The sequence below is a fragment of the Sinobaca sp. H24 genome, assembly GCF_023845525.1.
Map to the genome: position 1 here is coordinate 79932 of NZ_JALBWT010000001.1, position 22209 is coordinate 102140.

Here is a 22209-nt window from a genome sequence, read left to right on the forward strand (position 1 = left end):
GAGAAATAAATTATGCAGCAGAACCAGGGCAGTACACGTTCCAACAGCAGTAATTCCAAACAGCGTATCCCCGGAAAACTTAAAATTGATGATAACGTAGTTCAGAAAATCACCGGTCTGGCAGCTGTTCAGACAGACGGCGTTCTTTCCATGAGCGGCGGTCCTATGGAAGGCTTGAAGGAAGCGCTCGGCCGCAAGAGCCTGCGTAAGGGTATCAGCACCGAAGTTGGAGAAAAACAGGCAGCAATTGACCTGAATATTGTTATTGAATACGACAAAAATATTCCGGAAGTTTACAGAAACGTAACGAACAACGTAACAGCTGCCATCGAAAAGATGACAGGGCTCGAAGTCGTTGAATTAAACTTATATGTAGACGATATTGATACAGCCGATGAAGGCAAGCTCGGCGACCGCAGCCAGAATCAGCTGGAGTCCGGTAATACTACACCTCGCGTGCAGTAAACAAAACGTTCTATCCGTACGTTAATTAACTTAAGAAATGAGGTGTAGAACCGTGTCTATATTATTCCGAGCCGCACTATTTCTCTTTGCTGCCGGCAACCTGTTTATTTTATACACCGTTATTGGTACATGGCTTAATTGGGGCACCGCTCCCTGGATTGAAAATTCTATCCTGGGCTCGTCTCCCGGCTCCGAACCCTTCTGGATCGTCTTATTATTATCGGTACTGTGGATTGTGTTAAGTGTCCTTATATTTCTCGGTGCTTTCCGTTATACAAAGAAATATAGATTACCTGATATCCGCTGGAAAAATGATGAAGGTCATGTTGATGTGTCCAAAGATACGATCAAGAACATTGTGTACCGCAACATTAACAACTACGAAGGTCTCGACAGCTCTGAAGTACAAATTCAGCATATCGAGTCTGACAATACGCTAAACGTACGAACTTATATTACTGTAAATGGAAAAGCACCTATCCAGACGCTGTCTGAGAATATTCAGGAATCAGCTAAAGCTGATCTGCAGCGCATCACAGAGATGGAAGTTAGAACATTCGATGTCATTATTAAAGACAACCTTGAACCAAGCCAGTCCATTCCTAAAGGACCAAAAGTTTCCAGGGTGCAGTAATAGTTATACATTCTATAAGGTGGTGTACAAATAATGAACGAAGAAAAAGAACAATACCAGGCGAATACGGAGCATCCTGCCTCGTCTTCCAAACAATGGATTGACTACAGAGGACGAATTGTATGTACAGTATTGGCACTGCTTCTAGGAGTTATTTTCTTATTGTGGGGATTTGGCGAAGCACTTGTTGTAGCCATCTTTTTAGCAGCCGGTTATCTAATCGGCAGACAGCTTGACGGTCATAAAGATTTTCAGATCGCTACCCGGAAAACAATGGAGTTTTTAACCGCACGCAGATAAGCATAAACAGCCAAACGAAAGTCACTATTATTATTTAGGAGGCAATTATTATGGAGAACGGACCGAACGGACCAAACAGTGAAAACAGAAAAAGAAGCGATAAACCGCAAAGAAGAAGCAGTAAACCGGAAGCGACTCCGGCAGAGGAACAAAAAGAGTCAGCAGATCGTATGGGCGGGCCTGGATCCCCGGCTAGAAACATGGAAGGCCGCACTCCGGTTAAAACGTCGGGCGATTCCTCTTCCGAAAAAAAGGAAAACCTTCCTGCTGAAACAAAAGAGACCAGCCCATCTTCTTCATCATCTGTACCTGCAGCGACGACGACAAGCAGCATTTCCACCACCACGCCGAGCAGCCCGCCCTCTTCCACTTCTATTTTAATTGATGAAGAAGTAGTGAAGAAAATTGCGGCTGTTGCATTGATGCGTGTCGATGGTATTGTAGGAATGAGCGGCGGTATTGTAGAAGGTATCACGGATCGGCTTGGCAGCGGTAACCTGACAAAAGGTGTCAGCGCTGAAGTAGGAAAAACTCAGGCTGCCCTCGATGTAAATATTATTGTAGAATATGATAAAAGCATTCCAGCTATTTTTGAGGAAGTACAAACGCATGTTGCTCACGATATCGAGCGGATGACAGGCCTTGAAATCGTTGAAATTAATTTAACAGTAGACGACATTGATAAAGCCGGAGATGAAAAGCTGTCTCCTCCGGAAGAAGAACCAAAAAATACTGCACCACCGCGTGTTCAATAAATCTTGTAAAGCTGCCGGACCCCCGGCAGCTTTTTTTGGCTTTCCGGCGGCTTCATTTCTCATTCGATAACCCGGTAACTATGATAAAATAAGAAGGCAAACGTACGAATAGAGATTTTTCATATAGAACAAATAGAAAGAATGGAGAGAAGCTACATGAAAACAATTGCAATTGATATGGACGGCACTCTTCTACACGAAGACGGCTATGTGACGAAAGAAAACGCGTCTGCTTTAAAAAAGCTTCAGGAAAAAGGAGATAAAGTCGTTATCGCTACGGGAAGAGGTATGCCGGATGTGCAGCGGCTTCTTAACGAAGTAAACGTCAAAAACCGGACGGCATTATTTCTTTAAACGGCGCTATCGTTTCCTGGGGAGAGGATATTATCCGGGACGTTCATATGATCCGCGAAGATGCTGTCGCCTTAATGCATTGGCTTGATGAACAGCAGATTATTATCATGCCTATACGAATAAAGGAATTTATACGCCTCCGCAGTCCAGCGACTACTTCCGCAGTGACCTCGATGCTTTCACCTCCGGCCTCGACAACGGCGATGAAGTCAATGAGAAAATTTGGAAGGTGGCAGAGGGCCACCGTCGGAAATCAAAAATGAAAGAGCTTCCCGAGCCCGAATTTATTGAAGAAAATCAGATTACCGTTTATAAATTTCTTATTTTGTCCATGCTCGGAGACAAACTGCAGAACTGCCGCAGCAACTGGGAAGACGCGGAGAGCATCCACATTACCTCCTCAGGCCGGGATAACCTGGAAATCATGCATCCAAGCACGCAAAAAGGCATTGGACTAATGCATTTAACCGAACACGCCGGCCTTTCTATGGATAAGACCTTTGCAATTGGAGACAATTTTAACGATCTTCCTATGTTTGAAAAAGCAGCTACAAGCATTGCAATGGGAAATGCGGAACCGGAAGTGAAAAAAGCCGCTACATTTGAGACAACTCATCACAACGAAAGTGGTGTAGCGCACGCTATTGAAACATTTGTACTAAATGCTCCAGCCGGCAGCAGCCTGACGTAATAAAAGGTTTGCTTCCCTGCGGCCCCATTGTTATAATGATTTTTGAATAAATCATGAAATGAAGCAGTATGTAAGATAAACAAATGGACTGAAAACCCAATTTCATAGAGAAGCCTCATCGCTGGATGAGGTAGAGGCGCGGATGAAAAGGAGTATGTGCAGATAGGGTGACACCGATAACCTGAACAAAAAGGTTTCTCCGCCGAAATGCCCGGACAGGTCATCTTCCGGACGTTGGGCCTGTATTGAATAAATACAGGACTGCCGCAGCCATATCCTGCGGAGTGCTACCTGTTTTCACCGGATCCGAGGTGTCCGCTGCATGGTGACAGTCTGTCTCCGTGCAGTTTTTTTATTTCCTGCGGCCGGCCTTTTCTTTTTAAAAAATCAGGATACAGGCTTTTTGATATGTGCTGGCATACGTACGCTTCATGACGAATTGGAGGAATCATAATGGAAGAATTATCTGCGTTGTCGCTCTTGCCGCCACTTTTGGCTCTGGCGATGATTATTATTACACGAAAGGTTCTGCCATCCCTTGGGCTGGGTATTTTAATCGGTGCTCTCCTTATTAACGATTGGTCCGTGCTGGCTTCGATCTCATACATATGGTCCATTTTCACCGGTTTTTTCTACACGGATGGGGCCATTAACACGTGGGAGCTCTATATCATCTTCTTTCTGCTTATTCTCGGTGTGATGGCGGCCTTAATCAGCCTTTCCGGCGGGAGCAGAGCTTTTGGGGAATGGGCGCTGCGCCGGGTCAAAACAAGAACCGGTGCGCAGCTGGTAACCTTTTTGTTCGGTATTTTAATATTTATAGACGATTATTTCAACAGCTTGACGGTCGGCCAGGTAAGCCGTCCTTTAACAGATCGACATGGTATTTCCAGAGCAAAGCTCGCCTATATCGTCGACTCTGTTGCAGCGCCTGTTTGTGTCATTGTACCGCTTTCCAGCTGGGGTGCTTACATTATCACGATTATTGCCGGCATCCTTGAGTCCTACCAGGTAAATCAATACAGCGGCCTGCAGGCATTTTTGTATATGATTCCGATGAACTTCTATGCAATAACAGCTCTTCTGCTCGTTCTTCTGATGATTGTATGGAAAACAGATATTGGCCCGATGAAAAAACACGAGCGCCGCGCGCTTGAGGACGGTATTCTTTTTGACAGTTCCAAGCTTGGTGTACCGGGCGAAACGGGCGATCAGCTTGATGAGTTGACCGGCCGTGTTCGTGATCTTGTGCTTCCTATCGTTATTCTTGTCGCTGCAACGATCGTATTTATGGTCATCACTGGTGCCCAAAATGCGGAAACTGTAACGGTGTTAAGCGTTTTTGCCGAAACAGATGTGTCCGCTTCTCTCGTCTACGGCGGACTTATTGGATTAGCCGTCGCTTTTATCCTTACCCTCACTAAAAAGCCTAAGTCTTCTATGGTAGGTAAAGCAGGAGCTGCGGGTATTAAAGCAATGATGCCGGCTATTTATATTCTGATTCTCGCCTGGATCATTGTAGCCGTGATAGACGAGCTGCAGACAGGAGCATATCTTGCTGAATTAATCGATGGCAGTATTCCGTTATTTCTTCTGCCCCTGCTGCTGTTTATTGTTGCCGGCTTTATGGCGTTTTCAACCGGCACGTCCTGGGGAACATTTTCGCTCCTTCTTCCGATTGCCGGAGAAATTGCAGCAACGCTCGATATTACGATGATGCTGCCTTTCTTAGCCTCTGTTCTGGCCGGTTTCTATTTTCGGGGATCACTGTTCCCCTATTTCCGATACGACGATTCTCTCGTCCACGGGAGCCGGAAGCCACCATATTGATCATGTCGTGACACAGCTCCCATATGCCCTCATTGCAGCCGGAGCATCTTCTGCCGGGTATATTGTTCTTGGCCTGTCCGGAAGCATGTGGCTCGGCCTGGTAACGGCTGTCGTGCTGCTTGTAGCTGCTGTCTATCTTATAAAAGTGTTTTTATCCAAATCAGCTCCAGCTTCCGCCTCATAAAAATATAAATACCTAAAAAACCTGCGGATCTGACATCCGCAGGTTTTTTGATTATATTCTATTGGATAGAGCTTGGTACCTGGTTAAAGCAGCGCTTGTAGATCCACTGATAGTCACGCTCTTTAAGATCTCTTGGATTTCCTTCTGTCTGAGGGTCTTTCATGGCTTCTTTAGAAAGACGATCGATCATGTCAGAAGATACGCCCTGTTCTTCGAGATTAGGGATATCCAGATCTTCAGCAAGATCATACATCCACTTCACAGAAGCTTTTGCAGCTTCTTCGGTTGTCATATCTGCTGTATTGATGCCAAAAGCCTGTGCCATACGGGCAAAGCGCTCAGGAGCACCTTTCCAGTTATATTCCATAACAGGTCCCATCATCGTTGCTACACACTGACCGTGCGCAACAGGGATAATACCGCCAAGCGTCTGGCTCATTGCGTGGGCTGCACCCGCGGACTCGCTTCCGTAGGAAAGACCGGCAAGCATAGCAGCCTGCGCCATTCCATAACGGGCTTCCAGATCGGCACCGTCTGCATAGGCACGACGAATGTATTTAGATGCATACTCCATTGCCATTAGGGCTACAGCATCTGTAACAGGCTGAGCAAACTTCATCGTGTAGCACTCTACCGCGTGGGCAATTGCATCGATACCTGTCATTGCTGTTACGTGAGGCGGCATGGACACATGAAGCTGCGGGTCAAGAATCGTAAGGTGAGCCGCGATTAACGGACCGCCTGTATTAAATTTAAATTCGCGCTCTTCGTCCGTGATAACGGCCCACTGCGTTACTTCAGAACCGGTTCCAGCTGTTGTAGGAATCGTTGTAAGCGGCGGGATGCGGTTTTCGAGCGGTTTTTTGCCGTCTGCTGCTTCGTAGTCCAGTACCGAACCTTCATGAACAGCTTCTACACCAATAGCTTTCGCTGTATCCATAGAGCTTCCGCCTCCGACTGCTACAAGACCGTTGCATCCTTCTTCTTTAAAGACTTTTGATCCTTCTGCAATTAAACGTACCGGTGGGTTAGGCTCGACTTTATCGAAAAGCACAACCTCCACGCCTGCTTTTTTTAAATGTTCAATAACTGGATCTACGACGCCGGCTTTATAGATGCCAGGATCTGTAGCAAGAAGAACTTTTGTTGCGCCAAGCGCTTTTACTTCTTCCCCAATGTGCTTAATGGAACCAATTCCGTGTTTGATTGCTGTTGGCAGTTCAAACGTATGATAACTTAACATAGATTCTACTTTCATATTCAAACTCATATACAATTCCTCCTATAGGACCGTTGTTTTTTATATTTGATGTATTGTAAAGTCTCAGGTCTATGCCTGGTGTCCCAGGCACAGGACCTATTACTAAGCGAACCAGTTAATGGCTGCAGGCTTCTTGTTTCGGAAAATGTGCTTCACTTCTGTGTATTCTTCCAGGCCGATATGGCCAAGCTCACGGCCGAAACCGGACTGCTTGTATCCGCCCCACGGTGCCTGCGCAAAGTATGGATGGAAATCATTAATCCAGACAGTACCCATGCGGAGTTTTGCTGCTACACTTTCCGCTTTCGCGATGTCATTAGTAAAGACGGCGCCGGCCAGGCCGTAAATCGTATCGTTGGCCAGCGTTACCGCTTCTTCTTCTGTCTTAAATGTTTCAATGGTAAGAACCGGACCGAATACTTCCTCCTGAACGATTCTCATATCCGCTTTGCATTCTGTAAAGATAGTAGGCAGGTAGAACGAACCGTTCTGCAGCTCCTCCTGTTCTGGACGGGAACCGCCGAGAGCAAGCTTTGCTCCTTCCTGCTTTCCAATCTCTACATATTTTTCTACCTTGGCACGGTGTTCATTGGAGATAAGCGGCCCGGACTGGGTGCTTTCGTCAAATCCATTGCCAAGTTTAATATTTTTAGAGCGTTTCACGAGCTCTTCTACAAATTCATCATGAATGCTTTCTTCTATAATAAGACGGGACCCGGCAGAGCATACCTGACCGCCGTGGAAAAATACCGCATTCATGGCCTGGTCGACCGCTGTATCAAAATCTGCGTCGGCGAACACGATATTCGGATTCTTTCCACCAAGCTCAAGCGCAATTTTCTTTACGTTTACGCTGGCGGCCTGCATGATTTTCTTGCCTGTTTCGATGCCTCCGGTAAAAGAGATCAGATCAACGTCCACATTTTCGGAAAGTTCGGCTCCAACAGTAGCACCAGGGCCCAATACAAGGTTGGCTACGCCTTTAGGAAAACCAGCTTCTTCCATTAACTCAAATACCTTTACTGTCGTAAGCGGCGTGATTTCACTTGGCTTTACTACAATGGTATTTCCGGCAGCCAGTGCCGGCGCAATTTTCCACGCTGCCTGAAGCAGTGGATAATTCCATGGAGTAATCTGTCCGCAGACACCGACCGGCTCTCTTACCACGCGGCTCTCTGAATCCGGCAGAGGAGAAGCAATGACTTCTCCCCCATTCTTATCAGCAAGTCCTGCGAAATATTGGAACACACCGGCAATATCATCCATATCTGCACGGCTCTCCACCATTGTTTTTCCGGTATCAAGCGTTTCAAGCTCAGCCATCTCTTCATTATCACGTTTGATAAAGTCAGCTATTTTCTGAACGAGCATTCCTCTTTCTGCTGCCGGGGTATTGGCCCATTCTCCGTGATCAAATGCTTCGCGCGCTGCCTGAACAGCTGCCTGGGAATCTTCCCTTGCACCTTCGGCGGCGGTTGCAATGGTCTCCTGATTAAACGGATTTAAAATGCTGCGGGTGTTTCCTGATTTGGCTTCTACCCATTCTCCGTTGATATACATTCTCTTATCGGACAAGTAAAACGCCTCCTTCTATTTTTTTGATCTGTTTACTTTTTGTTTAGTTTGTTTTAAAAAAATTTAACGTTTCGAACAATTTAAATTTAACACGGGGAAAATTATCTGTCAAAAAAATTTTTATGTTTTTAAATTTCTACCATATATAGAATTTTCAGCGTCACCTATTTTCAAGGCACTCCTTTTATTAAACCTTTGACAAACTTCTTTATTGCGTTATCATTAAAAAAGTAAAGAAATTATTTAACAAATTTAATTTATTATATTCAGAGGAGGGGTTTAATGTCTAACTCCCATGATGAACAAGCTAGAGAGTCGCTCGAAAATGCAAAAGATCTTGTAGTTGATTCGATAGCAGAAACAATGGATTTATACGGAGTGACCCGAAGTGTCGGTACTTTATATGGAACGATGTATCTCGAAGGAGATATGACATTAGATGAGATGCGGGAGCGTCTCGGTATGAGCAAGCCAAGTATGAGTACCGGAGTTAAAAAACTTCAGGAATTTAACATCGTTAAAAAAACATTCCGTAAAGGCAAGCGTAAGCAGACTTATATCGCGGAGAAAGACTTCTTTCACTTTTTCAGTAACTTCTTCAGCAAGAACTGGGAAAGGGAAGTGAAAATCAACCTGGAAGCTATTGCAGACGCGCAAAACCAGCTGCAAACCATTCTGGATGCACCTGAGTACTCTGAAGAGATTAAAGAAGAGGCCCGGGATCTCGTTGAATTTCTCGAACGTTCCAAAGCCTACTACCGCTGGCTTGACCGGCTTGTTGAATCGATACAGAGCGGTGAGATTTTCAACTTAATCCCACTGGAGGACTCAGACAAAAGCGAATAAAATCTACAAGCATGTATCCGGAGCAGAATGATGTTCTGCGGAAAGGGATACGTGTGCCCAAAAATATTTTCATAATATTCCGACTAATTAAAGGAGTTATTTTAGATGAAAGAAACAACAATGAATTTGCTTAAATCATTCGGCTTTATCCTGCTTATGATGGGAGTCGTCGTGTACGTTGCTTTCACAGATGCAGATATTGTCTGGAGTGGATTTATCTCCATGCTTTTGTTTTATGCGCTTATCTATTACATAGGAGCATTTATGGCTTCGAAGAAAACCGGTTCACTCGATGACATGATGGTAGCCCGCCGCAGCATGCCGCTCGGGGTCGCTATGTTTACGATGTCGGCCACCTGGGTCGGCGGAGGCTTTATTAATGGAACAGCTGAATCTACATATGCCGACGGCCTGGTCTGGGCCCAGGCTCCCTGGGGCTACGCGCTCAGTCTTATTATCGGCGGTATTTTCTACGCCAGAAAAATGCGGCGCTATGAATTTATGACGATTATTGACCCGCTTGAGCAGCGCTTTGGTAAAAAAATGGCCGGTATTCTTTATATCCCCGCCCTGCTCGGAGAGCTTTTCTGGAGCGGCGCTATTCTGACTGCACTCGGTACGACGTTTGGAACCATTCTTGGACTTGATTTCACCACGTCGATTATTATTTCTGCGATTATTGCTGTAGCCTATACGGTATTCGGCGGCATGTGGGCCGTTGCTTACACCGATGTGTTTCAAATGGGCGTATTGATCATCGGTCTGTTTCTTATTCTTCCCTTTGCTTTTGGCAGCACAGACAGCATTGGCGTAAACTGGGCGAACTACCAGGCCGATTTCGGCTCCTATGCCAGCCTGTTCCCTCCATTGGATGGATGGAACCATCCGGACTGGGGCAATTGGTACTGGCACTGGTGGGATTATGCACTGCTTCTTATTTTCGGAGGAATTGCCTGGCAGGTGTATTTTCAACGAGTCCTTTCTGCTAAAGATGAGAAAACAGCGATGTGGCTTTCCATTTTTGCAGGTTTCATCTGTATGCTGGCTGCCCTTCCCGCAGTCTTGATTGGAATTATCGGCTACAATGCAGATTGGAGCGCATTTGGCACAACCGACCCTGAATCAGCGGCCATGGTGCTGCCGCACGTGCTTCGTTTCCTCACGCCCGAGATCGTTGCCGCACTTGGTCTGGGCGCATTGGCGGCTGCCGTCATGTCATCAATGGATTCTTCTATTTTGTCTGCATCCTCGATGGCTTCCTGGAACATATACAGACCATTGTTTCGTCCGAAAGCTTCCCAGGACGAACTAAAAAAAGTAATTAAACGCTCCATCGTACTGATGGGTATGGCTGCTACTATTATTGCCTTAAACGTTGGCAGCGTTTATACGCTTTGGTATCTGGCGTCGGACTTAGTCTACTGCATCTTATTTCCACAGCTGACGATGGCGCTGTTTTATAAAAATGCCAATGTGTACGGCTCTATTGCCGGTTTCTGTACGGCTTTGTTTCTAAGACTTGGCGGCGGTGAGCCGGCGATGGGACTGCCGCACTTTCTTCCCTATCCGATGATAGAAGACGGCCTCGTACTTTTTCCATTCCGGACGCTTGCGGCGGTTTCTGCTTTCGTAATGATCTTTGTTGTATCGGAAGCAACGAAAAAGAAAAGCCGGCCAAAACCGTTGTTAATGCCTCATGAACGCAATAATAATGAAGCACTGTAAGCTTCAAATCAAAAAACGACTCAGGCAGCTGCCTGAGTCGTTTTCGTGCCTTATTTTACAATTAATACCGGACACTGGACCCGCTTCGCCACTTTATGGCTGACGCTTCCGAGCACCATCGTCTGAACCTGATTCAAGCCGCGGCTTCCGATAATGACGCACTGATAAGAGCCTTCGTTGGCAAACTTTACAATCGTCGGACCGGGGTCCCCGTGCTTAATATGAATATCATAGGAGATATTTTTTTCTTTCAGCTTTGTTTCAATAGGAGCAAGCTTTGCTTTTCTTTTACTGTTAATGACGTTCGTATCACCATATTTTAGAACATCCGACTTTGATTTATCTCCATCTACTGCGAAAATGATGTCCATATGGGAATCCTGTTCGTGTTCTATCATTGCCATTGCGTGTTCGGCCGCACGCACGGAATTCTCTGAACCATCCGCTGCAAGTAATACATTTTTATACATCGCCATCTCTCCCTTACTGTTTATATACGACAATGAAGAAAGAAATTCCTTCTACTTCCTATCTGTTCCCGGGATAAAAAGTAAAAGAAACACCTCTTTTATCGTTGGGAATAAACCTGCTTATTAATGACCGGAAATCATGCCGTCGAGCTTTTCAATCAAAAGGGAGCTTTCTTTATTGACGCCGATAAAGCTCGTGGTAATATCTTTCTGCTTGTACTTGCTTTTGACTCTATCGAGCGCTTCTACAGCCGAGTCATCCCAGACGTGCGATTCAGAAAGATCAATATCCACGTGCTTAATACCCTCTTCCGCATCTTTATCGTAGTCGAAACTCTTCGTAAATTCCGATACAGAAGCGAAGAAGAGCTGCGCCTGAACAAGATACGTCTTTGTCGTATCGTCACTGCTTTTCTTTTCAGTGATCCTGACACGCGATATCTTCGCGGCGAAAAATACCATGCTGAGAAGAACACCGGCAAACACGCCAATGGCAAGATTGTGAGTGTACACAACAACAATAACCGTGAGTACCATAACGATCGTATCTGATTTTGGGATCTTCGGCATCGCGCGGATAGATCCCCAGTCAAAGGTACTGATCGATACCATAATCATTACGCCGGCAAGAGCCGCCATTGGAATCTGTACAACCAGTCCGCCGAGAATAATAATAAGAAACATTAAAAAGACACCAGCCACCAGGGCAGACAAGCGTCCGCTTCCTCCGGACTTCACGTTAATCACAGACTGGCCGATCATAGCGCACCCTGCCATTCCTCCGAAAAAGCCGGTCACTACGTTGGCATAGCCCTGCCCTTTTGATTCCTGATTTTTATTGCTTTCCGTATCGGTCATATCATCTACAATGTTTGCTGTCAGCAGGGACTCCAGCAGTCCTACTACTGTAAGCGATAATGCATATGGAAAAATAATCGCGAGCGTTTCAAAGTTTAATGGAATATCCGGAATTAAAAATACCGGGAGGGTGCTTGGAAGTGCCCCCATGTCTCCTACATCGCGCACATTAAAGCCCATGTAAATGGCAAATGCACTGACAACGACAATCGCAATCATCGTAGAAGGAATGGTCTTTGAAATAAGCGGAAACGTATAGATAATTAAGAGCGTAAGCGCGACGAGCGCATACATCACCCATGATTCCCCTTCAAAATGCTCGATCTGGGCCATAAATATAAGAATAGCCAGGGAATTTACGAATCCGACCATGACGGACCGCGGAATAAATTTCATCAGCCGGGACAACCCGCTGAATCCAAAAATGATCTGCAGAATTCCAGTTAGAACCGTCGCTGCGAGCAGGTATTCCAACCCATGGTTTGCTACGAGTGTCACCATTAACAGCGCCATCGCACCGGTAGCCGCCGAAATCATGCCCGGCCGTCCTCCGACAAAGGCAATAACGACTGCAATACAAAAAGAAGCGTATAGTCCTACCTGCGGGTCAACACCGGCAATGATAGAAAAGGCAATCGCTTCCGGAATAAGAGCAAGTGCCACAACCATGCCGGCCATCACGTCTCCTCTTATGTTTCCAAACCATTCTTTTTTCAGTTTTTGAACATTCACTTTCTCAAAAAACCTTCTTTCCGTTTATATTGTGTACAGTGATCTGCCGAATAATTCGATCACTAAAGAATAAAGCTTTAGCCGCTGTCTCTTTACAGCAGCCCCGTTGGGAACATAGAAATTTTACCACAATCCTTTATTTTTGCAACCTCTATTGTCTTCCATTTTGATTAACTATCGGCTTTTACGGGAATAGAGGCAATGGATTACTTTTCATAAGGAGAGATAAACTATGTATAAAGCATTTTTATTTGATATTGATGGAACACTGTTAAATACAGAAGAAACGATTTTAAAATCGCTGCGTCGTGCTATAGAGGAAGAAACGGGCGAAGTTATAGAAGACCGCAATCTCACGCATGCACTTGATGCCCCGGGAGACAAGGCGCTGACCCAGCTCGGTATTCAGGATCAGGAAGCCATTCAGAAGAAATGGGCGGCCTATGCATCGGAAAACCGCAATCTGATCCACGTCTTTCCCGGAGTGATAGAAGTGCTTGAGGGCTTAAAGCAGCAGGGCTTTCATGTCGGCATCGTCACCTCCAAAACGAAGCAGGAATTCGAAGATAAAGCGGCTCCGTTTGAACTGCAGACCTATGTGGATGATATCGTATATGCAGAAGAGACAGAGAATCATAAACCTTCCGGTGATCCCATTCTTGCTTACCTCAACAAAGCAGATCTTACCGCTGAAGAGACAATCTATATTGGCGATACCCTTCAGGATGAAAAAAGTGCACGTGCTGCAGAAACAGCTTTTGGACTAGCGGCCTGGAGCGCTACCCCGCACGAAGATGCACAGCCCGATCAGCTCTTTAAAGAACCGGCTCATATTCTTCAGTATATTCATGACAATAAATAAAAACAGGCAGGGACACATGTCCCTGCCTGTTTTTTTTATTTACAGCTTTTGTTCCCACTCGCTGTAGAATTGTTCAAGATAAGAAACCATAAAGCGCTGCCGATGATGGGCCAGCTTTTTTGCCTCCTCTGTGTTCATCAGGCTTTTAAGCCGAAGCAGCTTATCAAAAAAGTGCTGAATGGCTGTATCTCTATCCTTCCGGTCCGCCGAAGCCGGTTCATGAAGAGGCTTTCCGTGGGTTCCGGAATAGGCAAATGCCCGTGCAATGCCGATCGCCCCCATCGCATCAAGACGATCGGCGTCCTGTACTACTTTTCCTTCTATTGTTTTCATTTCCGCTTTATTTGTCCCGTTTCGAAAAGACATCGTCTCGATAATGTCCATCACCTGCCCTGCGATATCCGATTCTACGCCATGACTGCTCAGCCAGTGCCTAACATTATTCAGCCCTTCTTCTTCCGTGCTGTTTAATTTTTTATCGGCGATATCATGAAGCCAGGCGGTCAGTTCTACAACATAGAGGTTGGCGTCTGTCTCTTTTCCAAGCGCAACTGCCTGTTTAGCCACCCGTTCTGTGTGCCAGAAATCGTGGGCTGGATCAGCATGCTTGAAAAAAGCTGCCGCCTCCTGCTTTGCCTCGTTAATGACTGCTTTCTGTTGTTCATTCATAAGTTAGTCCCCCGTTTCCCCCAATTTCACGTTGCTTTCTTCCATTATACCCTTTTACAGCCTGCTAGAAGAGACCCTGTTTTTGTTTATTTCTACAGATATTGACGTACTCCTTTTCCCCTTTCATTTGATTTTCAGGAAAATGTGATAAAATAAACGTTTAAGCAGTGATAAAAGGAGAGATGAGGCATTGCCTTACATACCTAAAAAAAAACAGATTCGGCGTTTTAGCCGCCCAACCGTTTACGCCAGAGGACTTGATTACTATGAACGAGGATATATAAAAGGCATTCAGCATGAGCAGAACGGCACGATCAGTAAAGTAAAAGCAAGCGTGCAGGGACAGGACATGTACAAAGTAGAACTCTTTTTCCTGGAAAGCGGAGAATGGGAGGATGGCTCCTGCACCTGTCCGGCCCAGCGTGACGGCATGCATGTATGTAAGCATATGGCTGCTGTTATGATTGAGCTTGCCAGCCTGCAGAGACCGGAAGTTTCTTCTTTTTTCTCCGACCCGGCACAGAAAAAGCAGATAAGTGAAAAAGAGGCTACCTCCTCCCTCCGTCAGTTTTTTATGGATCACTTCTCCGGCAGGCTGACAACAGTAGAATCAGTCGGGGAACCGATGCGCGCTGAATTCGTGCTGCAGTTTCTTTCCGATTATACATTTGCCCAGGAAAAGTATTTCTCCGTGCAGCTGCGGATCGGCGTAGACAAGCTCTACGTCGTCAAAAATATGGAGGAGCTGTTTGCATCCATCCGCCAGCGCTCTCTGCTTCCTATTACGAAAAACTTCACCTTTGATTCCAACCTATCATTATTTTAAAGAAGAAGATCTGCAGTCATTAAAGATGCTTGAATATATCGTCCGTAATCAAAAATGGCAGAAAGACGGGCGGACCGCATCATTTGGCTATTCTGAAACATCTCCCCGCTCTATTCAGGTACCGCCTGTTGCAGCGGAGCAGATGCTTGGACGACTGACTGCCTGCCGGCAGGTCTTTATCCAATCCTCCACCCGGAACCAGCTGGTGCCATTTATGGTCAAAGAAGAGTTCCCCGGCACATTTGATATGCAGCAGACAGACAACGATTATATTATTTCCTATTCAGCGGTTTCCTATCCACCTAAACGGATCAGCCTGACCTCCTATTATATTTGGAATGACCGGCTGTATAAAATTGACCCGGAAGCGGACCGCGATATCGTCCTGCTGTTTCACATGCTGATGGACACCCCGCAGGGAAGGCTCCCGCTGTCTTCAGAAGAAGTCGGCCAGGTCTACAAGCAGATCGTGGCTCCGCTCGAGCAGACCGAGAAGCTGGAAATGACAGAATCGATCCGCGCCTCTATCGAAGAACAGCCGCTTCAAGCTAAGATCTATCTAGATAAAAAGGAAAACGGCCTGACAGCCGATCCCCTGTTTTCCTACGGCCCTTATTCAATACATGCCGTCACAGAGCAGCAGACACCGGAAGACAAGGCTATTCTTGTGCGTGATACGAAGCAGGAAAAAGAAATTCTTCAATTTATTGAAGAAGCCGGCTTTCACTGGAACGGCGAGCGTTTGATTCTTTCGAGGGAAGAAGACATTGCTTTATTCTTCCTGGATATTCTGCCGGAGCTGAAAAAGCAGGCTGATGTATTTATGAGCCGTGCAGCGGAAAGCACCTTTATTCCACCGGAAACGCTGCAGGTCGAAGCTGCTCTTGACCCTTCTATGGGATGGCTCGATATTTCCTTTGAAACATCCGACTTGAACGAGGAAGACGTGTTTCACCTGATGAAAGCACTAAAGGAAAAAAAGCGGTATTACAAAACAATAGAAGGCGGCTACGTTTCTTTAACAAGCAGCTGGATGAAAAACCTTCAGGATCTGCTCCAGGACACGCCTGTCACCGAAGAAAATACAGAAAACAAAAGAATGCGCATGCCTTCCTATAAAACGCTCCTTCTCGATGACAAAACACGGGAAAGCACAGGCTGGAATGCTTCGGCTACAATGGAAGATCTGATCCGCCACATCCGCGATCCCCAATCATTTGAAGTGGAGCTTCCCGAGAGACTCAATGCTGATCTGCGCGACTATCAAAAGCTCGGTTTTCAATGGATGAAAGCACTGACAGCTTACGGCTTCGGGGGTATTTTAGCCGATGATATGGGACTGGGAAAAACGCTTCAGACGCTGACTTATATTCTATCCGAACGCCAGAAAAATCCTGAAGCGCCGCCTTTTCTCATCGTAGCTCCCTCCTCTTTAATTTATAATTGGGAAAAGGAAGCCCATCGGTTCACCCCTGACCTTAAGATTGAAGTAATTCATGGGACCAAACCGCAGCGGAAAAAAGCAATGGGACTCCTATGAAAAAGCCGACGTATGGATTACATCTTATCCGCTTCTGCGCCGGGACGAAGAGCTGTACCGGGGGCGTGTATTCTATGGCCTTATTCTTGATGAAGCCCAGAACATTAAAAATCATTTGTCCAAATCGTTCCGGGCAGTAAGACGAATGGATGCCGGCCGAATTTTCGCTTTAAGCGGCACGCCCATTGAGAACAAGCTGGAAGAGCTTTGGTCGATGTTTGCCGTTATCATGCCCGGCCTCTTCCCTGAAGTATCCAAGTTTAAGCAGCTGTCCCCGGACCAAATTAAGCAGCGCATTGCTCCATTTATTATGAGACGTACGAAAAAGGAAGTGTTACAGGAACTTCCGGATAAAATTGAAAGCTCTCTATACTGTGAACTGAGCAAGCAGCAGCGTGAAACTTACATGGCTTATTTGGAGCGCATTAAAGCTGAAACAAGCCAGCAGCTCAAAGAAGGTTTATCTTCTAATAGAATGAACATTCTCGCCAACCTTACCCGGCTGCGCCAGCTCTGCTGTCATCCGGGAATGTTTCTTGAAAATTACACAGGAAGCTCCGGAAAGCTGGATGAACTGATGGCCTTTATGAAAGAGAGCAAAGAAAACGGCCGCAGGGTATTGGTATTCTCCCAGTTTACGAGCATGCTTTCTATTATTTCCAAAGCATTCGATGAAGCCGGTCTATCCTACTTTTATCTGGACGGCAAAACGCCGTCCGATCAGCGAATGGCGCTGACGGAGAAATTTAATGAGGGCTCGGCCGACTCCTTTTTAATTTCGTTAAAGGCCGGAGGAACAGGCCTTAACCTTACAGGTGCCGATACCGTTGTACTGTTTGACCTCTGGTGGAATCCAGCCGTTGAAAGCCAGGCTGCCGACCGTGCCCACCGTATCGGACAAAAACGCGTAGTCCAGGTGGTAAAGCTGATTTCGCAGGGTACGATCGAAGAAAAGATCCTTTCGCTTCAGGACAAAAAGAAAGCATTGTTTGACCAGGTGATTCAAACTGGGGAAAGCAGCCTTTCTTCTTTATCGGAAGACGATATCCGTGAGCTTCTCGATTTATAAAAAAAGGGCTGGCACAAAAGTATTTTTATCATGCTGGAAGAAAATAAATGAAGAACCTCACATCCTTTTTACAAAGGATATGAGGTTCTTTTCACATTGTTGAGCTATTGATTTTTTCAGCTGATTCTTATAAAAAAACACAAAAATAACCAGGTGCCGACTCGGGCAGAACATCCATAGCTGAAGATAAAGAAAGGTTTTCTCTTTAGATGAGGCATGGCCTGCCGAAAGCGTGCACCTGGTTTGGCTGGCAGCATTTTGCTGGGCAGGGGTTTCCTTTCGGGACAACCCTTTTACTATTTCTGCGCGGTAAACAACAGGCGTTCTTCCTGCTTTTTATCTACGACAATCCGCCAGCTGATAAAGACCCGCCGCAGTATATCCTGCCACTTCTCCGGAGCATCCGTTTCGAGAACAAAGCAGATTGAGCGTTTTGATCTCACGGCCTGTTCGATCTGACCGAGCGCTTCCAGCAGCACTTCTTCATTGTAGGATGCTGTATGGACAAGCAGAAATACCCAGTCCAAAGAGGTCTGTTTCCATTCCAGGTCACTTAAACTTGATACGCTGATAAGCTGGTTTGGTTTTAGTTTCTTGGCAGCTTTCTCTCCTTCTGCTTCAACGATCGTTAAGGTGCCTCTTGCCTGACGGACAGCTTCTGCAGTTGCTGCTGTCTGTTCTTCAGACAAAGCGCCGATCTGCAGAACTTCTGCTTTCGGTATTTTTTTAATCACAGGAAGGTAGCGTGAGATATAATGAAACGGATCTGTCACGATAGCCAGCCTCCTTTTTTACATCTTTTTTTCAGTATAACAAAAGGTCTCCCTGATTGTCCGGGAGACCTTTCCTATTATGCCTGATCAAATACCAATCTTGTCAGCGGGTGTGATGCGTCCAGGCCGCTGTAGTAACAGAAGGCTTCTTCCCTTCCGTTTTCTTTGATTCGTGCCTGCAGTTCCTTTGCCTCTTCGTCATCCGGATGTTCAAAGGTGAGAAGTGCACGAAGCGTTTCTGCAATGTACTCCGGCTTCACATCATAGTCGAGCAGTCCCAATGCTGGATGCACGAGGCGCTCCTGTTTTCCAAGCTTGCGGATGGGCCCGCGCCCGACGCGTTTTACCGAATCAGATAAATAAGGATTTCGGAACCGTGCATCAATTTTTTCGCGGTACGCCATCATATCTGCTTTATCAAAGCCGTGCTTGCGGCTGAGCAGCTCGGACGTTTCATCAAGAAGACCAAAGTACGCTTTTCTTACTGCTTCATTATCATACGACTCTTTTATCGTCTCACATCCGCCCGCGGCACCGTTATATGCAAGGGCAGCGTGTCCTGCGTTAACAGTAAACAGCTTTCTTTCAATATAAGGCGGCAGGGAATCTACATATGTCACACCTGGTATTTTTTCCGTACCCGGTTTAAGGGACGGCTCCTCTATGACCCATTCAAAAAAGGGCTCTACGACAACGTGAAGGCCGTCTTCTGACGTTTGTTCAGGAACAATACGGTCTACGGCTGCATTAGCAAACCCGGTAAACTGTTCTATTTCTGCCTGCTCTTCATTGGACAAATGCTCGTAAATTGCTGCCTGTAGATGGCTTGTACCTTCTGCCATGTTTTCGCAGGCAATAATATTTACGTTGGAAGCTGTGCCCTTTGCGGCCCGGCGCTTAAGACCTTCCGCGATATCCGGGGCAATCCGCTTTAAAATCGGCGGGCCGACGGCTGTGGTAATCAGATCTGCCCGTTCCATCAGCTCCAGCAGATCTTCTTTTTCTGTCATGCTGTTTACCGCACGGACACCGCTTACCCGGCTTGTTTGATGCGTTTCATCGGCCAGTTCGACGGTATATTCGCCCCGCTCTTGAAGTTTGGTGATTAGTTCTTCATTCACATCTGCAAAGTATAGTTCAAATCCAGCTTCGGACAAAAGCTGTCCAATAAAACCTCTGCCAATGTTTCCTGCCCCAATCTGTAGAGCCAGCATTTATTGCACCTCTTCAAATTGAGAAAGCAGTTCTTGTTTTGTTGTAGCTTGAAGCATTTTCTCCACGTTATCGGCATCCGAGCACACAAGGGCAATTTTTGACAGGATTTCTAAATGCTCGTCTCCCTTGCCGGCGATACCAATCAATAGCTTCACCTTGTTTCCATCACCATAATCAACACCGTCCGGTACCTGTACAATAGATAAACCGGAGGATTTAATCTGACTTTTGGAATCTTCCGTTCCGTGTGGTATCGCAATATAATTCCCCATGTATGTGGAGGTTAACTCTTCTCTTTCCATCATTGAAGCAATATAGTCGGTTTCGACATATCCCTGATCTACGAGAATGTTTCCTACAGCGCGGATTGCTTCCTCTTTTGAACTTAAAGCTGCTCCTATTACGACGTTCTCTTCTTTTAGTATTTGGCTGCTCATTATAATCGTCTCCTGTCTTATTTTAGTTTATCTTTAAGCCATTCATGAAATGCCGCACCCATATGGCGGGTCAGCCGCTGTTTATCCGCCGAACGGAATCGCACCATTGATTCGGAGCTCCCAATAATCTGCTCACTGACGGCGCTGAGCACTTCGTATATTTCTTTTTCACCGTATTCAGGCGCCAGCAGAAGCAGAATGCGGTGCGTGGACTCCACTGACCCATCCATCGCCTGGATATCTCGGGGCTCCGGCAGATCCCATACGGTAAAGGAAGGCCGGGTGATATGAATACTCCTGGCATGGAACAGCGCCAGCCCCGAATGAGGAATAGCAACCCCTCCAATAGCATAACGCTCCAGCAGTTTATTACGGACGGCATCTTCATTCTGGATGATCCCGTTCTCAGCAGCGCGGCGGCACATTACCTCCAGCTGCCTGGAAAGATCTCCGCTTTCTGCTATTTCTTCCACTTCGAGTCCGTCCAGAAGCATCAGAATTGTGTTCGTGTAAGTCTGAAACTGCACCAGCTTTTCCAACGGTTCTTCTGCAGCTGACGTTCCCGGTGGCGCCGGCTGTCTTTTTTGCAGCAGGCTGCCTTTATTCTGTTCCCTAATAAAGGTCTGGACACTCTTAATATCTTTATCTGTTAAAAAAGGATTGACGACAATGTGCGGGAGATCACTGTCCGGCAGGCTTAATGTAGAAATAATAACATCATAGCCCTCTTTTTTGGAAGCATCCTCCAGGTCCATCAGCGAAATATTTTTCAGCTTCTGCAGTTCAGGAATTTCTTTCTGCAGTCGTGTGACGAGCATCTTCGAAGAACCGATGCCGCTCGAACAGACAACCAGCGCATGCATGGGCTCCAGCGTATTCGCCCTTTCAATCGCCGAGCCGAAATGAAGAACAAGAAAACCGATTTCCGCGTCCGGCAGCTCAAATCGTGAAAAAGTGGCGTCCGCTGCTTCCTTAATCAAGGAGAACAATTCCGGATAATCACCTTTAATATCTTTTAGCAGCGGGTTATGAATTTTCATGCGTTCCTTAATTCTGTAAAGCGTTGGCTCCAGATGGGCAACAAGCCCCTGAAAGAGCGATTCGTCACCGGTCAAATTTTTCCCGACTTTTTCTTCCACAAACCGGATCAGGGATTTCGCCTGCACCGCGGAAGGAAGACTGTCCAAGTCAATCGTATATTCCTGGTCGTTTCGAAGCTTCGCCCCGCGGAGATGCATCGTAATGTAGCCTATTTCCGCTTTCGGAATAGAGCGCTGAAATACCTGCTCGAGCCGTAATATAAGCTGCTCGGCAACAGCAAACTCTTTCGTTTCCTGCAGCGATTGGAAATAGGCTTCATTGATTTCAATGTTTTCACCTTTAATGATGCGCTCTATCGCAAGCGTTAAATGCACCGCCAGGCCGATATAGGCACTATCGGCAAAGGAATATGGCAGCTCGCTTTTAAAGTCCTGAAGCACGCCCTCCACGAGCATCCAGCGCTCTTTCTCCACCATGCCCAGCAGCCGGTTTGATATATCACCGCCGGATGACGGCTTCTGCTTCATGGTTTCCCTCATAAGGTCAAAGAATTCATTTTCCCCAAATGTCTCTACCATTAAACTGCTCATCGCGCGTCTTCTTGATTTTTCGGTCCCGATCACTTCTACGCCGTATCCTCTTCTGCGAATAAGCTGTAAATCGAAAAAAGACAGCCACTCCTCTGCTTTATCGAGATCGTGGCTGACTGTAGCTGTAGTCACATTAAGCTCAACCGCCAGAGAAGTAAGCTTGACCGGCTCATTTGTCTCCAGAAGCGCGCTGAGAAGCAGGGTTTTTCTTTCTTCCGGCGTGTAGTCGGAAAAAGCAGAATGACGAAGAAGAGACAGCACTTCCTGTCTGCTGCTCTCCTCGCCAATGACTTCAATCCCCCGGCCTGTCTGTCTTCTTAAGGTTAAATGGTACGGCTCTATTCTTTTTTCAAGGCCTTCCAGATCACGGTGAATGGTCCGGGCGCTTACATTAAGCTCCCGGGCCGCTTCCGAGATAGGCACCATGCCCTGCTGGGAAAGCAGATACTGCATGAGTTCACGTTCACGGGCTGTAATATAGTCCATATCGTTCACCCTTTTCGTGAA

General features: G+C 46.4%; 23 protein-coding genes and 1 riboswitch. Of the genes, 14 read left to right on the forward strand and 9 right to left on the reverse strand.

Features of this window, described 5'->3' with window-relative positions; translation table 11 throughout:
* Positions 1-12: 12 nt before the first annotated feature.
* From MMY81_RS00495 to MMY81_RS33655, 8 genes are all read left to right on the forward strand, one after another.
* Entirely contained in the window at positions 13-465 is a 453-nt protein-coding gene (locus MMY81_RS00495; protein WP_252311193.1) for an Asp23/Gls24 family envelope stress response protein, read from the forward strand.
* A gap of 52 nt (positions 466-517) precedes the next feature.
* The gene (amaP, locus tag MMY81_RS00500; RefSeq protein ID WP_252311194.1) at positions 518-1099 is read left to right on the forward strand and encodes an alkaline shock response membrane anchor protein AmaP; all 582 of its coding nucleotides are present in this window, start codon (positions 518-520) and stop codon (positions 1097-1099) included.
* A gap of 33 nt (positions 1100-1132) precedes the next feature.
* Positions 1133-1399, forward strand: a complete 267-nt coding sequence (locus MMY81_RS00505) for a DUF2273 domain-containing protein (RefSeq protein WP_252311195.1) — start codon at positions 1133-1135, stop codon at positions 1397-1399.
* Between the two features lie 50 nt (positions 1400-1449).
* A complete protein-coding gene (locus tag MMY81_RS00510; RefSeq protein ID WP_252311196.1) occupies positions 1450-2154 on the forward strand; it encodes an Asp23/Gls24 family envelope stress response protein in 705 nt (234 codons plus the stop codon).
* Between the two features lie 156 nt (positions 2155-2310).
* Positions 2311-2508 carry an HAD-IIB family hydrolase gene (locus tag MMY81_RS00515; RefSeq protein ID WP_252311197.1) on the forward strand — a complete coding sequence of 66 codons (198 nt, stop codon included), beginning with the start codon at positions 2311-2313 and terminating at the stop codon, positions 2506-2508.
* A gap of 127 nt (positions 2509-2635) precedes the next feature.
* Positions 2636-3199, forward strand: a complete 564-nt coding sequence (locus tag MMY81_RS00520) for an HAD hydrolase family protein (protein ID WP_252311597.1) — start codon at positions 2636-2638, stop codon at positions 3197-3199.
* A gap of 123 nt (positions 3200-3322) precedes the next feature.
* A riboswitch (Lysine riboswitch) is annotated at positions 3323-3497 on the forward strand.
* A 155-nt stretch (positions 3498-3652) separates the two neighbouring features.
* Positions 3653-5029 (forward strand): Na+/H+ antiporter NhaC family protein, encoded by a 1377-nt coding sequence (locus MMY81_RS00525; RefSeq protein ID WP_308215159.1) that lies wholly within the window; start codon positions 3653-3655, stop codon positions 5027-5029.
* On the forward strand, positions 4992-5213 hold the full coding sequence (locus MMY81_RS33655) for a Na+/H+ antiporter NhaC family protein (protein ID WP_308215190.1): 222 nt from the start codon (positions 4992-4994) through the stop codon (positions 5211-5213). Before MMY81_RS00525 ends, MMY81_RS33655 begins: the two co-directional genes overlap by 38 nt.
* A gap of 58 nt (positions 5214-5271) precedes the next feature.
* On the opposite strand, the gene gbsB is transcribed toward MMY81_RS33655, so the two are convergent.
* Both gbsB and betB read right to left on the reverse strand, forming a co-directional pair.
* Positions 5272-6483, reverse strand: a complete 1212-nt coding sequence (gene gbsB, locus MMY81_RS00530) for a choline dehydrogenase (protein WP_252311198.1) — start codon at positions 6481-6483, stop codon at positions 5272-5274.
* Positions 6484-6576: 93 nt separating this feature from the next.
* On the reverse strand, positions 6577-8034 hold the full coding sequence (gene betB, locus MMY81_RS00535) for a betaine-aldehyde dehydrogenase (RefSeq protein WP_252311598.1): 1458 nt from the start codon (positions 8032-8034) through the stop codon (positions 6577-6579).
* A gap of 297 nt (positions 8035-8331) precedes the next feature.
* Here betB and cudC point away from each other — a divergent pair, with 297 nt between their 5' ends.
* Together cudC and MMY81_RS00545 are read left to right on the forward strand one after the other, a co-directional pair.
* On the forward strand, positions 8332-8895 hold the full coding sequence (gene cudC, locus MMY81_RS00540) for a choline uptake/conversion transcriptional regulator CudC (protein ID WP_252311199.1): 564 nt from the start codon (positions 8332-8334) through the stop codon (positions 8893-8895).
* A gap of 159 nt (positions 8896-9054) precedes the next feature.
* Positions 9055-10620 (forward strand): high affinity choline transporter 1, encoded by a 1566-nt coding sequence (locus tag MMY81_RS00545; RefSeq protein WP_374561164.1) that lies wholly within the window; start codon positions 9055-9057, stop codon positions 10618-10620.
* Positions 10621-10670: 50 nt separating this feature from the next.
* On the opposite strand, the gene MMY81_RS00550 is transcribed toward MMY81_RS00545, so the two are convergent.
* Entirely contained in the window at positions 10671-11090 is a 420-nt protein-coding gene (locus tag MMY81_RS00550) for a universal stress protein (RefSeq protein WP_252311201.1), read from the reverse strand.
* A gap of 123 nt (positions 11091-11213) precedes the next feature.
* On the reverse strand, positions 11214-12680 hold the full coding sequence (locus tag MMY81_RS00555) for a SulP family inorganic anion transporter (protein ID WP_252311202.1): 1467 nt from the start codon (positions 12678-12680) through the stop codon (positions 11214-11216).
* 232 nt (positions 12681-12912) lie between these two features.
* On the opposite strand from MMY81_RS00555, the gene MMY81_RS00560 reads away from it, so the two are divergent.
* Positions 12913-13542, forward strand: a complete 630-nt coding sequence (locus MMY81_RS00560) for an HAD family hydrolase (protein WP_252311203.1) — start codon at positions 12913-12915, stop codon at positions 13540-13542.
* A 39-nt stretch (positions 13543-13581) separates the two neighbouring features.
* Here MMY81_RS00560 and MMY81_RS00565 read toward each other — a convergent pair whose 3' ends face one another.
* Positions 13582-14211, reverse strand: a complete 630-nt coding sequence (locus MMY81_RS00565; protein WP_252311204.1) for an HD domain-containing protein — start codon at positions 14209-14211, stop codon at positions 13582-13584.
* A 190-nt stretch (positions 14212-14401) separates the two neighbouring features.
* Between MMY81_RS00565 and MMY81_RS00570 the strand changes: the two genes are divergently transcribed.
* From MMY81_RS00570 to MMY81_RS00580, 3 genes are read left to right on the forward strand one after another with little or no spacing between them, the layout of a single operon-like run.
* Positions 14402-15037, forward strand: a complete 636-nt coding sequence (locus tag MMY81_RS00570; RefSeq protein ID WP_252311205.1) for an SWIM zinc finger family protein — start codon at positions 14402-14404, stop codon at positions 15035-15037.
* Complete coding sequence (locus MMY81_RS00575) at positions 14961-16577, forward strand: SNF2 helicase associated domain-containing protein (RefSeq protein WP_252311206.1); 1617 nt, start codon at positions 14961-14963, stop codon at positions 16575-16577. The genes MMY81_RS00570 and MMY81_RS00575 overlap by 77 nt, the downstream gene beginning before the upstream one ends.
* Positions 16534-17646, forward strand: coding sequence for a DEAD/DEAH box helicase (locus MMY81_RS00580; RefSeq protein ID WP_252311207.1), 1113 nt, complete (start codon positions 16534-16536; stop codon positions 17644-17646). The genes MMY81_RS00575 and MMY81_RS00580 overlap by 44 nt, the downstream gene beginning before the upstream one ends.
* A gap of 296 nt (positions 17647-17942) precedes the next feature.
* Here the strand turns inward: MMY81_RS00580 and MMY81_RS00585 are convergent, their stop codons facing one another.
* The 4 genes from MMY81_RS00585 to MMY81_RS00600 form a co-directional block, all read right to left on the reverse strand.
* Entirely contained in the window at positions 17943-18419 is a 477-nt protein-coding gene (locus MMY81_RS00585) for a hypothetical protein (RefSeq protein WP_252311208.1), read from the reverse strand.
* A gap of 77 nt (positions 18420-18496) precedes the next feature.
* Positions 18497-19633, reverse strand: a complete 1137-nt coding sequence (locus MMY81_RS00590; RefSeq protein WP_252311209.1) for a mannitol-1-phosphate 5-dehydrogenase — start codon at positions 19631-19633, stop codon at positions 18497-18499.
* A complete protein-coding gene (locus tag MMY81_RS00595; RefSeq protein ID WP_252311210.1) occupies positions 19634-20071 on the reverse strand; it encodes a PTS mannitol transporter subunit IIA in 438 nt (145 codons plus the stop codon). It lies immediately after the preceding gene.
* Positions 20072-20088: 17 nt separating this feature from the next.
* On the reverse strand, positions 20089-22188 hold the full coding sequence (locus MMY81_RS00600) for a BglG family transcription antiterminator (RefSeq protein WP_252311211.1): 2100 nt from the start codon (positions 22186-22188) through the stop codon (positions 20089-20091).
* Positions 22189-22209: the final 21 nt, after the last annotated feature.